At 70.6% G+C, this 16,141-nt stretch carries 13 protein-coding genes; 10 read left to right on the plus strand and 3 right to left on the minus strand.

What is annotated here, in order from left to right; translation table 11 throughout:
• Positions 1 to 50: 50 nt before the first annotated feature.
• The 6 genes from FFK22_RS01295 to FFK22_RS01320 are packed head-to-tail and all read left to right on the plus strand — an operon-like array spanning position 51 to position 5,764.
• A complete protein-coding gene (locus FFK22_RS01295; protein ID WP_138886503.1) occupies positions 51 to 1,010 on the plus strand; it encodes an ABC transporter permease in 960 nt (319 codons plus the stop codon).
• A gap of 1 nt (position 1,011) precedes the next feature.
• Positions 1,012 to 1,896 (plus strand): ABC transporter permease, encoded by an 885-nt coding sequence (locus FFK22_RS01300; RefSeq protein WP_138886502.1) that lies wholly within the window; start codon positions 1,012 to 1,014, stop codon positions 1,894 to 1,896.
• A gap of 17 nt (positions 1,897 to 1,913) precedes the next feature.
• Entirely contained in the window at positions 1,914 to 2,840 is a 927-nt protein-coding gene (locus FFK22_RS01305; RefSeq protein WP_138886501.1) for a dihydrodipicolinate synthase family protein, read from the plus strand.
• Positions 2,841 to 2,847: 7 nt separating this feature from the next.
• Entirely contained in the window at positions 2,848 to 3,864 is a 1,017-nt protein-coding gene (locus FFK22_RS01310) for an ABC transporter ATP-binding protein (RefSeq protein ID WP_138886500.1), read from the plus strand.
• A 2-nt stretch (positions 3,865 to 3,866) separates the two neighbouring features.
• Positions 3,867 to 4,835, plus strand: a complete 969-nt coding sequence (locus FFK22_RS01315; protein ID WP_138886499.1) for an ABC transporter ATP-binding protein — start codon at positions 3,867 to 3,869, stop codon at positions 4,833 to 4,835.
• Positions 4,832 to 5,764 carry a dihydrodipicolinate synthase family protein gene (locus tag FFK22_RS01320; protein ID WP_138886498.1) on the plus strand — a complete coding sequence of 311 codons (933 nt, stop codon included), beginning with the start codon at positions 4,832 to 4,834 and terminating at the stop codon, positions 5,762 to 5,764. The genes FFK22_RS01315 and FFK22_RS01320 overlap by 4 nt, the downstream gene beginning before the upstream one ends.
• 7 nt (positions 5,765 to 5,771) lie before the next feature.
• Here the strand turns inward: FFK22_RS01320 and FFK22_RS01325 are convergent, their stop codons facing one another.
• The gene (locus FFK22_RS01325; RefSeq protein ID WP_138886497.1) at positions 5,772 to 7,283 is read right to left on the minus strand and encodes a PLP-dependent aminotransferase family protein; all 1,512 of its coding nucleotides are present in this window, start codon (positions 7,281 to 7,283) and stop codon (positions 5,772 to 5,774) included.
• Positions 7,284 to 7,535: 252 nt separating this feature from the next.
• Between FFK22_RS01325 and FFK22_RS01330 the strand changes: the two genes are divergently transcribed.
• Entirely contained in the window at positions 7,536 to 10,925 is a 3,390-nt protein-coding gene (locus tag FFK22_RS01330; protein WP_186002246.1) for a calcium-binding protein, read from the plus strand.
• Here FFK22_RS01330 and FFK22_RS01335 read toward each other — a convergent pair.
• Together FFK22_RS01335 and FFK22_RS01340 are read right to left on the minus strand one after the other, a co-directional pair.
• Complete coding sequence (locus FFK22_RS01335; RefSeq protein WP_186002247.1) at positions 10,922 to 11,698, minus strand: helix-turn-helix transcriptional regulator; 777 nt, start codon at positions 11,696 to 11,698, stop codon at positions 10,922 to 10,924. The two genes, FFK22_RS01330 and FFK22_RS01335, sit on opposite strands and share 4 nt — an antisense overlap.
• Positions 11,699 to 11,757: 59 nt before the next feature.
• Positions 11,758 to 12,708, minus strand: coding sequence for an MBL fold metallo-hydrolase (locus tag FFK22_RS01340; RefSeq protein ID WP_138886494.1), 951 nt, complete (start codon positions 12,706 to 12,708; stop codon positions 11,758 to 11,760).
• 128 nt (positions 12,709 to 12,836) lie between these two features.
• On the opposite strand from FFK22_RS01340, the gene FFK22_RS01345 reads away from it, so the two are divergent.
• From FFK22_RS01345 to FFK22_RS01355, 3 genes are read left to right on the plus strand one after another with little or no spacing between them, the layout of a single operon-like run.
• Entirely contained in the window at positions 12,837 to 14,411 is a 1,575-nt protein-coding gene (locus FFK22_RS01345) for an FAD-dependent oxidoreductase (protein WP_138886493.1), read from the plus strand.
• Complete coding sequence (locus FFK22_RS01350) at positions 14,408 to 14,611, plus strand: DUF2783 domain-containing protein (protein WP_138886492.1); 204 nt, start codon at positions 14,408 to 14,410, stop codon at positions 14,609 to 14,611. The genes FFK22_RS01345 and FFK22_RS01350 overlap by 4 nt, the downstream gene beginning before the upstream one ends.
• 26 nt (positions 14,612 to 14,637) lie before the next feature.
• Positions 14,638 to 15,936: an MFS transporter gene (locus tag FFK22_RS01355; RefSeq protein WP_138886491.1), complete on the plus strand. Its 1,299-nt coding sequence runs from the start codon at positions 14,638 to 14,640 to the stop codon at positions 15,934 to 15,936.
• The last annotated feature ends 205 nt before the right edge of the window (positions 15,937 to 16,141 follow it).

Here is a 16,141-nt window from a genome sequence, read left to right on the forward strand (position 1 = left end):
GGGGCAGGGGGCGCGGCCGGCCGGGCCGCGCCATCCCGCCGGGACAGGACATGCTGAACTATTGCCTTCGTCGCCTCGCGGTCGGGGTCGGCATGCTGATCGCCCTCAGCCTGCTGATCTTCATCCTGCTCCGGCTCGCGCCCGGCGACCCGATCGACGCCTACATCAACCCGAATGTGGCGATGTCGCAGGAGGAGATGGCCGCCGTGCGTGCCCGTCTCGGCCTCGACCAGCCGCTGCCGGTGCAGTACCTGGCCTGGCTGGGCGGGGCGCTGCGCGGCGATCTCGGCTTCTCGCTGCAGCGCAACGGCGAGACCGTGCTGGGCCTGGTGGCGCAGCGGATCGGCCCGACCCTGCTGCTGATGGGGACGGGGCTGGCGATCGCCATCGTGGCCGGGATCGGCGCCGGCATCATCGGCGCCGTCCGGCGCAACTCGGCGACCGATCTCGGCCTGTCGGTCGCCGCCTTCCTCGGCATCTCCAGCCCGGCCTTCCTGACCGCGCTGGTCGGCCTCTACGTCTTCTCCGTGCTGCTGCGCTGGGCGCCGTCCGGCGGCATGCTGACCCCCGGCGCGCCGTTCTCGCTCGGCGACCTTATCAGCCACCTGATCCTGCCGGCGCTGCTGCTGTCGATCGGCCACGCCGCGCTGATCATGCGCTACATGCGTGCCTCGCTGCTGGAGGTGCTGAACCAGGACTATGTCCGCTCGGCCCGCGCCAAGGGGGTGAAGGAGTTCTGGGTGGTGGTGAAGCATGCGCTGCGCAACGCGCTGCTGCCGGTCGTGACCCTGATCGGGTCGACCATCGGCATCGCCGTCGGCGGCGCCATCTTCCTCGAAAGCGTCTTCAACTGGCCGGGCATGGGCCTGCTGCTGGTCAATGCGGTGGAGACCCGTGACTATCCGGTGATCATGGGCGCGACGCTGGTGGTCGGCGCCTGCGTGATCCTGGCCAACCTGCTGACCGACATCGCCTATGCGGCGATCGACCCGCGCATCCAGGTGGCCTGACATGGCGATCGCGGAAACCTCCCGACCCCGCGGCGGCAACGGCCCGCTGGCCCGTGCCTTCCGCCGCTTCGCCGCCAACGGCGCGGCGCTGGCCGGCATCGCCGTCCTGGTGCCGATGCTGGTGCTCATCGTGGCCTACCCGCTGATCCTGGGTCACAAGCCGAACGACATCGACCTGCTGGCCCTCAACAAGGGCCCCAGCGCCGCGCATTGGCTCGGCACCGACGGGGTGGGCCGCGACATCCTGGCCCGCGTGCTGCAGGGCGGCCGCATCTCGCTGCTGGTCGCCGTGGTCTCGGTCGCGATCTCGGTGGTGATCGGCTTCCTGGTCGGCTCGATCGCGGCCATGGCCGGGCGCTTCACCGATGCGGCAATCATGCGCTTCGTCGACCTCGCCATGACCCTGCCGCCCGTGATCTCGCTCTTGGTGCTGGCCTCGATCACCGGCGCCGGCATCGTGCCGACCATCGTCGTCATCTCGCTGCTGTCCTGGCCGGTGCTGGCGCGCATGGTGCGCGCCCGGCTGATGGAGCTGCGCGAGCGCGACTTCGTGGTGGCGTCGCGCGGCATGGGCGCCGGTCTCGGCCACCTGCTGTGGCGGCACGGCCTGCCCAACTCGATCGACATCCTGGTCGTCTACGCCACGCTGCAGATCGCCGCCGCCATCCTGCTCGAGGCCGGCCTGTCCTTCCTCGGCCTCGGCGTGCCGCCGCCGGAGGCGAGCTGGGGCAACATGCTGAACGCCGCCCGCAGCACCGTGGTGCTGGAGCAGTACCCCTGGCAATGGCTGTTCCCGGGCGCCGCCCTGGTGATCACCGTGCTGGCCATCAACTTCGTCGGCGACGGATTGCGCGACGCCTTCGACCCCCGCTCCGAACTCAACTGACCGAAAAGTCCCTCATCATGGCCTCAGCCCCCACCTTCCAGGGCGTCGTCCCGCCCGTCGTCACCCCGCTGACCGCGGATTTCCAGGTCGACTACCCGTCCTTCACCCGCGTGCTCGAACACCTGATCGACGGCGGCGTGCACGGCCTGTTCGTGCTCGGCTCCACCAGCGAGGTGGTGTTCCATGACGAGGCGACGCGCCGGAAGATCCTGGAGCACGCGATCAAGGTCGCGAATGGCCGGGTGCCCGTGCTGGCCGGCGTGATCGACCCGACCACCGACCGCGTCATCGGCCACGCCAGGGTGGCGCAGTCGGTCGGCGTCGCCGCCGTGGTGGTGACCGCGCCGTTCTACGCCCGCACCAGCCAGCCGGAGATCGTCGACCATTTCCGCTACATCCGCGAGGCCATCGACGTCCCGGTGATCGCCTACGACATCCCGGTCTGCGTCCACGTCAAGCTGGACCGGACGAGTGTGGTGACGCTGGCGCGCGAGGGCACCATCGCCGGGCTGAAGGATTCCAGCGGCGACGACGGCAATTTCCGCTTCGCCCTGATGGACCTGGCCGACAGGCCGGAATTCGCGATGATGACGGGCTCGGAGATCGTCTGCGATTCCGTCCTGGCCGCCGGCGCCCACGGCATCGTGCCCGGCCTCGCCAATGTCGATCCGCATGGCTATGTCCGCCTCTACGAGTTGTGCCGCAAGGGCGACTGGGCGGCGGCACGCCAGGAGCAGGAGCGGCTGTGCCGCCTGTTCGAGATCGTCTGGGTCAGCCTGCCGCGCACCAGCGCTGGGTCGGCCGGCGTCGGCGGCTTCAAGACCGCGATGCGCCGCCTCGGCATCATCGACACTAATGTCATGGCCCGGCCGCAGCGGGCGCTGAACGACGCCGAGGCCGCGAAGGTCGAGGCGATCCTGCAGGCGACCGGCCTGTTGGCCTGAGGACCCCATGGTAGAGGCTCAGCACCCGATCCTCGACGTCCATGGGCTGCGGACGGTGTTCCGCATCCGGGGGCACGAGGTGACCGCGGTGGCGGATCTCGACCTCGCCATCGGCGCGGCGGAGACCGTCGCGCTGGTCGGCGAGTCCGGCTCCGGCAAGTCGGTGACGAGCCTCTCCATCATGGGGCTGCTGCCGGCCAAGGCGGGCCGGGTGGCGGCGGGGTCGATCCGGTTCCGCGGCAAGGACGGGCAGGGGCGGGACCTGGCGACGCTGGATGGCGAGGCGCGGCGCCGGATCCGCGGCAACGACATCGGCATGGTGTTCCAGGAGCCGATGACCAGCCTGAACCCGGTCTACACCATCGGCGACCAGATCGCGGAGCCGATCCGCATCCATCTCGGCCGCGACCGCAAATCGGCCTGGGCGGCGGCGGTGGACCTGCTCGACAGCGTCGGCATCCCCGACCCGAAGCGGCGGGCGGCGCAGTATCCGCATGAGCTGTCGGGCGGCATGCGCCAGCGCGCTACCATCGCCATGGCGCTGGCCTGCGACCCGACGCTGCTGCTGGCCGACGAGCCGACCACCGCGCTCGACGTCACCATCCAGGCCCAGATCCTCGACCTGCTGCGCCGGCTGCAGGACCAGCGCGGCATGGGCGTGCTGTTCGTGACCCACAATCTCGGCGTGGTCGCCGAGATCGCCCATCGCGTGGCGGTGATGTATGCCGGCCGGATCGTCGAGACCGGGCCGGTGCGCGAGGTGTTCCGGCACCCGCGCCACCCCTACACCATCGGCTTGCTGGCCTCGGTACCGAAGCTGGGCGAGGCGACGCGGCTGAAGGCGGCGGGGGAGAAGCTGGCCACCATCCCGGGCACCGTGCCCAGCCTGGCCGCCATGCCGCCCGGCTGCGCCTTCGCGTCGCGCTGCCCGCATGTGGTCGGGGCCTGCCGCGCCGCCGTGCCGGCGCCGGCCGAGGTCGCCCCCGGCCACACCAGCCGCTGCATCCGCTGGCAGGAGCTCTGACCATGGCCGAACCGCTTCTCGCCGTGCGCGGCCTGGCCAAGCATTTCGGCCCCGGCGCCTTCGGCCGCGGCCCGCTGGTGCGCGCGCTCGACGACATCCATTTCGAGGTCGGCCGCGGCGAGGTGGTCGGCCTTGTTGGCGAATCCGGCTCGGGCAAGACCACGATCGGCCGGTCGGTGCTGCGGCTGATCGAGCCGACGGCCGGGGAGGTGGTGTTCGATGGCCAGGACCTGACCAAGCTGTCCGGCAGCGCGATGCGCCGGCAGCGGCGGCGGATGCAGTACATCTTCCAGGACCCCTTCGCCAGCCTGTCGCCGCGCATGACGATTGGCGAGATCCTGACCGAAGGCCTGGCGATCCAGGGCATCGGCACCGGCCGCGAGCGGCTGGCCAAGGCGCGGGCGGCGCTGGAAGCGGTGGAGCTGCCGGCCGATGCGGTCGAGCGCTACGCCCATGAGTTCTCCGGCGGCCAGCGCCAGCGCATCGGCATCGCCCGGGCCCTGGCGCTGGAGCCGGAGTTCCTGGTGGCGGACGAGCCGGTCTCGGCGCTCGACGTCTCGGTGCAGGCGCAGATCGTCAACCTGCTGCGCGACCTGCAGTTGCGCCTCGGCCTGACCATGCTGTTCATCTCGCACGACCTCGCGGTGGTGGAGTACATCTGCGACCGCGTGATCGTGCTGTATCTCGGCCGGATCATGGAGATCGCGCCGAGCGACCGGCTCTACGCCGCGCCGAAGCACCCTTACACCCGCGCGCTGCTGTCGGCGATCCCGGAGCCGGACCCCGACCGGCCGCGCCAGCGCCAGATCCTGAAGGGCGACATCCCCAGCCCGGCCAACCCGCCCTCCGGCTGCGTCTTCCGCACCCGCTGCCCGCACGCGGTCGAGGCCTGCGCCCGCGAGGTGCCGAAGCTGGAGGAGGTCGAGCCCGGCCACTTCAAGGCCTGCATCAGACAGGATGTCAGCCGATGACCGGGAGAGACACCGTGCTGCGCGGCAACTGGGCGACGCTGCTGCTGCCGATCGCGGCGGATGAGGGCATCGATTTCGCCCGCCTGGCGGAGGAGATCGACCTGCTGGTCGCGGCGCGGGTCGACGGCATCTATTCCAACGGCACCGCGGGCGAACTGCACAACCAGACCGAGGCGGAGTACGCCGCGATCCAGGCGCTGCTGGCCGAAAAGTGCCGGGCCGGCGGCACGCCCTTCGTGATTGGAGCCTGCCAACCGGATCCGAGCCTGGCGCGGGAACGGGTGAAACTGGCGCGGGACCTCGGCGCGTCGGCGATCCAGGTGGTGCTGCCGGATTGGTGGCCGGTGACCGAGCCGGAAGCCTTGGATTTCCTCCAGCTGATGGCCGAGGCCGCCGGCGAGGTGCCGCTGATCCTCTACAACCCGCCGCACGCCAAGCGCGTGCTGGCGCCGGATGAGCTCGGCCGGCTGGTCCGGGCGGTGCCGGCTGTGGCCGGCATCAAGCTGGCCGATGGCGACGACGCCTGGTACGCGGCGGCCAAGCAGCATTTGTCCGGCACCGCGCTGTTCGTGCCGGGCCACCACCTCGCCACCGGCATGAGGCACGGTGTCGCCGCCGGCGCCTTCTCCAACGTCGCCTGCCTCAGCCCTGCCGGCGCCCAGGCCTGGACCGACCGGATGGCCGGCGACATCGACGGTGCGCTCGACCTGGAGCGTCGGATCTGCCGCTTCATGGACGAGCACGTCGTGCCGTTCCGCAGCCTGCATGGCTATTCGAACGCTGCCCTCGACAAGCTGCTGGCGGCGGTCGGCGGCTGGGGGCCGGTCGGCACCCGGCTGCGCCGCCCCTATCGCTGGATCGACGAGGCCGAGGCCCAGCGCCTCCGCCCGGTGGCGCGGTCGATGATGCCGGAGCTGTTCCCGGGGTAGGGTTCGGTCACCCGACCCCGGCCTGCCGGGCGTCGTGGCGTTCGGCGCGGACCAGCCGGGCCAGCAGCTGGATGCCGGGGTCGATGCGGTCGACCGGGATCGAGGAATAGCCGAAGCGCAGGAAGTTCTCCGGCGGCAGCGGATGGTCGAAGAACACCGCCCCCGGGTCCAGCAGCAGTCCCTGCTGCGCCCCGGCGGCGGCGACCGCGTTCATCGAGACGTCGGCCGGACCTTCGGCCCACAGGGCGGATCCGCCGGCCGGCAGCCGGAACTCGAACTCCGGCAGATGGGTGCGCAGCCCTTCGCCGATCGCGTCGGCGCGCTCGCGATAGGCGGCGATCAGCCGCTTGATCGCGGCGTCGTGGTGCCCCAGCTGCAGGAACAGTGCCACGGCGCGCTGGTTGTTGGACGGCGGGTGCCGCGCCGTCAGCCGCCGCATCGCCCGAGCCTCGGCGATGAACTCCGGCGCCGCCACCACGTAGCCCAGACGCAGCCCCGGAGCCAGGGTCTTCGACACGCTGCCGACATAGATCACCCGGTCGTCGCGATCGAGCGCCTTGAGCGCCGGGGTGGCCTCGCCGACAAAGGTCAGCTCGCTGTCGTAGTCGTCCTCGACGATCACCAGGTCGTGCACCGACGCCGCCTGCAGCAGCTCCTGCCGGCGGGCCAGCGGCATGGTCACGGTGGTCGGGTTCTGGTGGCTCGGCTGCACGAACAGCATGTCGCATTCGGCCAGGCTGCCGGTCGGACGCAGCCCGTGATGGTCCATCGCCAGGGGCAGGATGCGGGCGCCGAACTGCCGGCACAGGTTGCGGATGTCGGGATAGCCCGGCTGCTCGATCCCGACCGTCCGCTCCGGCTTCAGCAGCAGCGAGGCGGCGAGGTACAGCGCCTGCTGCGCCCCGATTGTGACCAGGATCTGCTCCGGCGACACCCAGATGCCGCGGCGCGGCAGGATCCGCTTCTGCAGCTGCTCGATCAGCAGCGGGTCGTCGGCGTCGACCCGGTCGCCGGCCCAGTCGCGGATGGCGACCGAGCGCAGCGACAGCTGCACCACCTCGCGCCACTCGGCGATCGGGAACAGGGTCGGGTCGGGCTGGCCGTAGACGAAGGGGAAGCGGTAATTGTACCAGTCGACCGGCTTCATCACATGTCGGGTGCGCGACGGGCGGCTGGTCAGCCGTCCGGTCCAGTCCGGCCGGCGGATCGGCGCGTCGGGCCGCGCCCCGGCCGCCCGCGCCGCATTCTCCAGCGCCGCTGGGTCGACCATGTGCCGCGACCGGCTGTGCGCCGCGATGAAGTGCTCCTGGGTCAGCTGGTCATAGGCCTGGATCACGGTGTTGCGGCTGATGCCCAGGATCTCCGCCAGGCGCCGCGACGAGGGCAGCTCGGCGCCCGGCGGCAGCCGCCGGTCCAGCACCGCCTGGGCGATGGCGGCGCGCAGCTGCGCCTGCAGCGTCAGGTCGGGTCGGCGCGACAGCGTCAGCAATTGCCGCCACAGAATATCGTCGGCCCCCACGCGGCCTCTCCTGCACACCAACCCTGGATTGCATAAGATCGTATTTCATCCCCTGGCGCAATTTGGACTCATCGACAGGTCCCATCTGGACTCATCGAAACCGCATCTGGACTCATGGGTTGGTCGGATCTGGACCTAACGGAATATGTGGCATACCTGCTAAATCCTCCTCAGCGCGTGACTGCCCGGCCAGCCGGGCTCATTCGGACGCTCCCCAGGAAGGGCGGCGCCGACGACAGTGGAGGATGTTCCGTGACCCAGACCCTGAACGGCACCGCCGGCCCCGACATCCTCACCGGGACCGATCCGGGCAACCCGGCCAATCCCGACGGCATCGACATCATCAATGGCGGCGACGGCAACGACACGCTCTCGGGCCTGGGCGGCAACGACACGATTTCCGGCGGCCTGGGCGCCGACATCCTGGACGGCGGCGCGGGCTTCGACACGCTCAGCTTCGCCAACGCCACCGCCGGCGTGTGGGTGAACCTCAACGGCGCCGGCATCGGCGGCGAAGCCGTGGGCGACACCACGACCGGCTTCGAGGCCATGATCGGGTCCGCCTTCAACGACATCTTCGGCGGCGATGGCGGGAACAACACCATCGACGGCGGTGCCGGCACCGACATCATCGCGATCAGCGGCGGCACCGACTTCCTGGACGGCGGCGCCAATGGCGACTTCCTCGACTGCCGCGGCGCCGGCTCGGCCGTGATCATCAACGTGGGCACCGGCATCGCCGGCGGCGGGGCCGCGGGCACCACCTTCGCCAACTTCGAAAGCATCATCGCCACCGGTTTCAACGACATCCTGACCGCCGCCGCGACCGGCTCGACCCTGGGCGGGCTGGGCGGCGACGACACGATCACGGGCGGCAACGGCAACGACGTGCTGTTGGGGGACGACTTCCTCAACATCGTCGGCACCACCGGCAACGACTCGCTCAGCGGCGGCGCCGGCAACGACTTTCTCCAGGGCGGCGCGCTGGGCGATGTCATGGACGGCGGCACCGGCAGCGACACCGCCTCCTACGAGAATTCCAATGCCGGGGTCATCGTCAATGTCGACACCGGCGCCGCGTCCGGCGGCCATGCCCAGGGCGACACGCTGACCAGCATCGAGAACGTGCTCGGCTCGGTCTTCGACGATTTCTTCGGCGCCAGCGCCGCGGCCAATTTCTTCGACGGCCGCGCCGGCGTCGACGGGGTGACCTATGTCGGGTCCGCCGCCGCGGTCCTGGTCAACTTGAACGGCGGCATCGGCCAGGGCGGCTGGGCCGAGGGCGACACCTTCGCCAATATGGAGAACGTGGTCGGCTCGAACTTCGCCGACACCCTGTACGGCAACGGCCAGGCCAACAGCCTCGACGGCGGCGCCGGCAACGACGTGCTCGAAGGCCTGGTCGGCGCCGACACCCTGCAGGGCGGCACCGGCAGCGACACTGCGGCCTATGCCTTCTCCGCCGCCGGGGTCACCGTCGACCTGAAGGCCGGCTTCTATGCCGGCGGCGACGCCCAGGGCGACGTGCTGATCAGCATCGAGAACCTGACGGGCTCGGGCTTCGCCGACACGCTGCGCGGCGATGACGGGGCCAATGTCATCGACGGCGGCGGCGGCGACGACGCCATCGCTAGCTATGGCGGTGCCGACGCCATCAATGGCGGCGCCGGCATCGACACTGTCTATTACGACGTCGTGGCGGTGACCGTGAACCTGACCACCGGGCAGGGCTCCGGCGGCGACGCCCAGGGCGACACGTATCAGAATGTCGAGAACGTCGTCGGCACGGCCTTCAACGACACCCTGATCGGCAATGCCGGCAGCAACCGGCTCGATGGCGGTGCCGGCGATGACACCATCGCCGGAGAGGCCGGTGCGGACACCTTGATCGGCGGCGCCGGCATCGACACGGCCTGGTACAACAATTCGGCCGTCGGCGTCCTGGTCGATCTGCGGAGCGGCACCGGCGCCGGCGGATATGCCCAGGGCGATACCTTGAGCGGGATCGAGAATCTCGCCGGCTCGAATTTCAACGACACCTTGATCAGTGATGCCGGCAGCAACCGGCTCGATGGCGGTGCCGGCGACGATACCATCGCCGCGGAAGCCGGTGCGGACACCCTGATCGGCGGCGCCGGCATCGATGCGGCCTGGTACAACAACTCGGCCGTCGGCGTCCTGGTCAACCTGACCACCGGCACCGGCGCGGGCGGCGACGCCCAGGGCGACACGCTGACGGCGATCGAGAACCTGATCGGCTCGTCCTTCAACGACACGCTGATCGGGAATGCCGGGGCCAACGACCTGCGCGGCGATGTCGGCAACGATGTGATCCGCGGCGGCGCCAGGGCCGACCGGATCGGCGGCGGCGACGGGGTGGATACGGCGGATTACAGCACATCCGCGGCCGGGGTGACGATCGACCTCGCCGCCGGCACGGGCACGGGCGGCGATGCCCAGGGCGACACGCTGTTCGCCATCGAGAACGTCACCGGCTCCGCCTTGGTCGACAAGCTGATCGGCGATGGCTTCGCCAATGCGCTGAACGGCGGCGCCGGGGACGACGTGCTGCGCGGCGGGGCCGGGGCCGATGTCCTGACCGGCGGCGCCGGCCTCGACCAGGCCAACTACCAGGGCTCAACGGCGGCGGTGTCGGTCAATCTGCTGACCGGCGCGACCTCGGGCGGCGATGCCGGGGGCGACACGCTGAGCGGGATCGAGAATTTGTACGGGTCGAGCAACGCCGACCAGCTGACCGGCGACAATGCCCGCAACGTCATCGGCGGCGAGCTCGGCAACGACACGCTCGTCGGCAATGGCGGTGACGACTCCCTCTCGGGCGAGGGCGGCAACGACAATCTCAGCGGTGGCGATGGCGCCGACCGGCTGGTCGGCGGGGCAGGGATCGACACGATCCATGGCGGCATTGGCAACGACAGCGTCGACGCCGGCAGCGAGGCCGATCAGGTCTTCGGCGAGGCTGGCCATGACAACCTCTATGGCGGCACCGGGAACGACAGCCTCGACGGCGGCGACGGCAACGACACGCTCGAAGGGGCCGCCGGGGCCGACACGCTGACCGGCGGGGCCGGCATCGATACGGCGAGCTATGCCGGCTCGGCGGCCGCGGTGTCGGTGAATCTCGCCACCGGCGCGATGTCGGGCGGCGACGCGGCGGGTGACACGCTGAGCGGCATCGAGCAAGTGCTGGGCTCGGGCTTCGCCGACACCCTGACCGGCGACGCCAATGCCAACACGCTATGGGGCATGGCCGGAAACGATGTGCTCAGGGGCGGCGGGGGTGGCGATGCGCTGAAGGGCGGCGCCGGCAATGACCGCTTCGTCTACACCGCCCTGTCCGACAGCGCGGTCTCCGGCATCGGCAAGGACGGCATCACCGACTTCTCCACCGGCGACAAGATTGACCTGTCGGCGATCGATGCCGACGGCAATTCCGCCAATGGCGACACCGCCTTCACCTTCGGCACCGGCGACTACACCCGCCATGCCGGTGAGCTGCGGGTGGTGATCTCAGGGGCGATCCAGGTGGCCTATGTCGACGTCAACGGCGACAAGGTCTCGGACTTCGCCATCAACGTCACCTCCGACCATGCCCTGACGGCCAGCGACTTCGTTCTCTAATGGAACAGCCGGGCGGCGAGCTGCAGGGCGGTGCTGATGCCCAGGCGCTCATAGGCCCGGCGACGATAGGTCAACACGCTGGTCGGCCGGATGCCGAGGTCGAGGCCGATGCCCTCGGCGGTCATGCCGATCACCGTGCGGGCGCAGACCGCGCGCTCGCGGTCGGTCAGCGCCGGGCACAGGCTGCGCAGCCGCGCCTCCACCGCCGCGGCCGAACCGGGCGGTGGCCGGTTGGCGCCGAAGACCCGGCCATGGGCCTCGATCAGCGGCAGCAGCAGCCGGCCGAAGGCGCGGAGATCCCGCACCTCGCCGTCGGAGAACGCGCCGCTGCCGCCATGGCGGAACAGGCTCAGCGTGGTCCAGCCGCCGCGGCCGGGGCGCAGGATCGACAGCTTCTCGACGAAGCCCGGCCGGGCATAGCAGTCGCGCCGGTAGTCGCGGTCGCCGATGTCGTCCGGCCGCACCCGCAGGCACAGGCCCAAATCGCCGCCGGCATGGAACACGCGGTTCAGCGGATCGAAGCGGAAATAGTGGCGGCGATAGGCCTCGGCCCGGCCGCCGGCCTCCGACCCGGCGCCGGCGGACAGGATCACCGCAGGCAGGACGCCGTCATCGGTCCGGCGGAAGGCGAAGATCTCCTCCACCCCGGCCATGGCGCCGAGGGCATGCAGCACCGCGGGCCCGAACTCCGGCGTGCCCAGCGCATCGACGAGGCCGGCCTGCACATCGGCATCCATCGCCCATGGCGCGTCCGGCGCTTCGATCCGCTCCATCGCTCCTCCCTCGCGGGGACCTGTCCCCGCGTTTGGCGCGGAGCCTAGCATAGCGCCGGTTAGCCTTGCAGGGCGGCCCACATCTCCCGATCCCGCGCGGCGGTCCAGATCCGCGGCGTGTCGATGCCCAGCGCCTCATCATAGGCGCGGGCGACGTTGAAGGGCAGGCAGTGCTCGTAGATGGCGTAGCTCGCGAATTTCGCATCGCAGGCGGCGCGGCAGGCATCCCAGGCCTCCTTCAGCGAGCCGCCGCGCGCCGCGACCCGGGCGACCGGCCGGTAGGTGCTGGCCAGGAAGTCGCGGGTCAGCTCGATCGCCTCGGCCACCTTGGCGGCGCCGACCAGGGCGTCGCCGCGCCCGGGCGACAGCGCCTCCGGCCGCAGCGCGGCGATGGCGTCCAGCGTCCCCGGCCAGTCGCCGAAATGCGCGTCGCCGCAATAGCAGGCGGAGCGATACTCGACGATGTCGCCGGAGAACATCACCCCGGCATCCGGCACCCAGGCGACGATGTCGCCGGCGGTGTGGGCGCGGCCGAGATGCAGCAGGTCGACCCGGCGGCGGCCGAGATGGAGCGTCATGCGGTCCTTGAAGGTCACCGTCGGCCAGGTCAGCCCGGGGATCGACTCCGCCGCCTGGAACAGCCGGGGGAAGCGGCCGAACTCCGAATCCCAGTCCTCCTGCCCGCGCTCATGGATCATTGCCCGGCAGGTCTCCGACGCGATGATCTCGCTGGCGCCATAGGCCGAGGCGCCAAGCACCCGCACCGCGTGGTAGTGGCTGAGGACGACGTATTTGATCGGCTTGTCGGTGACACCGCGGATCCGCTCGATCACCTTCCGCGCCATCACCGGCGTGGCCTGGGCGTCGATCACCACGACGCTGTCGTCGCCGATGATCACGCCGGTGTTCGGGTCGCCCTCGGCGGTGAAGGCGTAGAGCCCGTCGCCCAGCGGGGTGAAGGAGATCGACTTCTCGGCCAGGTCGCCGGCCGAGGCGAAGGTCTTGGTCATGGGCGGTCCTCCCCCGTTGTTCCGGCCAGCATAGGCCGGCGGCGCCGTCTCCGCTGTCCTCAGATCTGAGGACAGACTCGGGGCCTCCGGCTCATCATCCTGGGCAAACGGCCAAGCAGGGGAGGGCCATGGCCCGATATGTCACGCAGCGCTTCGAGGTGCGCACTCCGCCGGAGCTGGGCGGCGGCGTCAGGCGGCGATATCCCGTCGCCATCGTCGGCGCCGGCCCGGTCGGGCTGGCGGCGACGATCGACCTGGCGCTGCACGGCGTGCCGAGCGTGGTGCTGGACGACAACGACGTGGTCTCGGTCGGCTCCCGCGCCATCTGCTGGTCCAAGCGCACGCTGGAGATCTTCGACCGGCTCGGAATCGGCGACCGCATGCTGGCCAAGGGCGTGACCTGGCAGGTCGGCCGGCTGTTCCACCGCGACCGCGAGGTCTATGCCTTCGACCTGCAGCCCGAGCCCGGCCACAAGATGCCGGCCTTCATCAATCTGCAGCAATATTACGTCGAGCAGCATCTGGTGGAGCGCTGTGCCGACTTTCCGGAGCTGATCGACCTCCGTTGGAAGAACCGCGTGACCGGGCTCGAGTCGGGCAGCGACGGCGTGCGGGTCCAGGTCGAAACTCCGGAAGGCGGCTACGCGATCGAGGCCGACTATCTGCTGGCCTGCGACGGGGTGCGCTCGACCCTCCGCCGCGCCCTGGGGCTCGACTTCATCGGCCAGGCCTTCGAGGAGCGCTTCCTGATCGCCGATGTCGAGATGAAGGCGGGGTTCCCATCCGAGCGCTGGTTCTGGTTCGAGCCACCTTTCCATCCCGGCCAGTCGGCGCTGCTGCACAAGCAGCCAGACGACATCTACCGCATCGACCTGCAGCTCGGCCCCGACGCCGACCCCGAGGTGGAGCGCAGACCCGAGCGGGTGATCCCGCGCATCCGGGCGATGGTTGGCGACCGGCCGTTCGAGCTCGACTGGGTGTCGGTCTACAGCTTCCAGTGCCGGCGGCTGGAGCGCTTCGTGCACGGCCGGGTGATTTTCCTGGGCGACGCCGCCCATGTGGTCTCGCCCTTCGGCGCCCGCGGCGGCAATGGCGGCATCCAGGACGCCGACAACCTGGCCTGGAAGCTGGCACTGGTGCTGCAGGGCGAGGCGCCGCCGGCGCTGCTGGCCAGCTATGACGAGGAGCGGGTGCGGGCGGCGGATGAGAACATCCTGCACTCGGCGCGCGCCACCCGTTTCATGACCCCGAAGAGCGAGATCGAGCGGGTGTTCCGCGCCGCGGTGCTGGACCTCGCCGCCGACCACGCCTTCGCCCGCCGGCTGGTCAATTCAGGGCGGCTGTCGCTGCCCTGCGCCCTGGGCGGTTTGTCGCTGCAGACGCCGGCCGAGGCCGCCGAGGGGCTGCTGGCGCCGGGGGCGCTATGCCCGGATGCCCAACTGGAGGGCGACAGCTTCCTCCTCAACCAACTCGGCGGCGGCTTCAGCCTGCTGGCGGTCGGCGGTGTCGTGGTGCCGGAGGGCACGGGCCTGCCGGTGCTGCGGCTCGGCGCCGATTGCGACCCGCACGGCTTCGCCGCCGCTCGCTACGGCGAGGCCTTGTACCTGATCCGGCCGGACCAGCATGTCGCGGCCCGGCTGACCGGCGCCTCGGCAGCGGAAGTTCAGGCGGCGCTGGCGCGGGCAAAGGGAGAGCGCTCATGACCGACCATGATCTCGGCCGTGACCGGCTGGCGGGCCGCGGCGACGATATCTACGCCGCGCTGCTGCGGGCGCATGACGGGCTGGATTTCGCCGCCAGCGCGGCGCTGAACGCGCGGCTGGTGCTGATCCTGGCCAATCTGGCCGGCGATCCGGATGCGGTGATCGCCGCCATCGACCGCGCCCGCAGGCCGCCGGCCTGAGAACCAACGACAACAGGGAGGGGCAGATGACGGTGCAATCGGGTGTGCAGGGGCGGGCCACGGCACTGCCGCAGGCGGGCACGATCAACTGGCGGGTGGTGGTCCTGGCCAGCCTCGGCGCCGGCCTGGAATTCTACGACTTCATCATCTACGGCATCTTCGCCCAGTACATCGCCGCGACCTTCTTCCCCTCGGATGACCGACTGGTCTCGCTGATCAGCGCCTTCGCCGTCTTCGCCATCGGCTACCTGTCCCGCCCCCTCGGCGGGCTGGTGTTCAGCCATGTCGGCGACCGCGCCGGCCGGCGGCGGTCGTTCATGGCGTCGCTGCTGATCATGACCGGCGTCACCCTCGCCATGGCGGCCGTGCCCGGCTACGCCGCGATCGGCCTCGCGGCGCCGGTGATCTTCACCGCCCTGCGCTTCGTCCAGGGGCTGTGCGTCGGCGGCGAGATGCCCGGCGCGCTGACCTATGTGGTCGAGACCGCGCCGCGCCGGGCCGGGCTGGCCTGCGGCATCGTCATCTTCTGCGCCAACACCGGCGTCTTCCTCGGTACCTCGATCAGCGCGCTGCTGCATGGGGTGCTGGCGCCAGCGGCGATGGAGGATTACGGCTGGCGGATCGCCTTCGCCGTCGGCGGCCTGCTCGGCGCCATCAGCGTGCTGCTGCGCCGGGCGCTGGCGGAAACGCCGGCCTTCCGTGCCATGCAGCAAAGGCCGGCCCGCCTGCCGGCGCTGGAGATCTTCCGCCGCTTCCCCGGACCGCTTCTAGTCGGCATCGGCATGGCCGCCCTGGTCCAGGCCTATAACGGCCTGGTGATGGTGGCGCTGACCCCCTACCTGTCCAGGGTCGCGGGCTATGATCCGGCGACCGCGTCCTTCGCCGTGAACGTCGCGGTCGGCCTGCTCTCCATCGCCATCCTGGCCATCGGCTGGGCCGGCGATGCGGTGCCGCGGCGCTGGCTGCACCGCATCGGCGCGGCCGCCATTGCGCTCGGCGCCTATCCCGCCTATCAGGCGATGATCGGGCACAGCGTCGACATCATGCTGCTGCTGGCCGCGGTCGGGCTGGTCGGCGCCTTCGCCAACGGCACCTTCGGCGCGCTGCTGACGGACCTGTTCCCGACCGAGGTCCGGTTCAGCGGCGTCGCCCTGGCCTACAACATCGCCGCCGCGATCTTCGCCGGGCTTTCGGCGCTGGTCACCACCTGGCTGCTGTCGGCGAGCGGCGACCAGGCCTCGCCCGGGCTGTATCTCGCCGCCGTCGCCGCCTTCGCCTTTCTCGCCGGGCTGTTCCACCGGCGCTACGCCGTGCGGCTGGCGTAACCCGCACCCATCCCCGCCGGGGTCGGCCTGATCAAATCCTGGGCAAACCGCCCAGGATCGATCCAGCCGGCCCCGGTCCCGTCCGCTCTCCACGGCACTTGACCGTCCAATTATGATGCATCAAACATGATGCGCCAAATGGCACGGGATTTGCAGAAGCCGGATCGTGGACGGCGGAGACGGTCCGGCCGGCAGCAAGGGAGGC

Source organism: Mycobacterium sp. KBS0706 (genome assembly GCF_005938675.2).
GTDB lineage: Bacteria > Pseudomonadota > Alphaproteobacteria > DSM-16000 > Inquilinaceae > Inquilinus.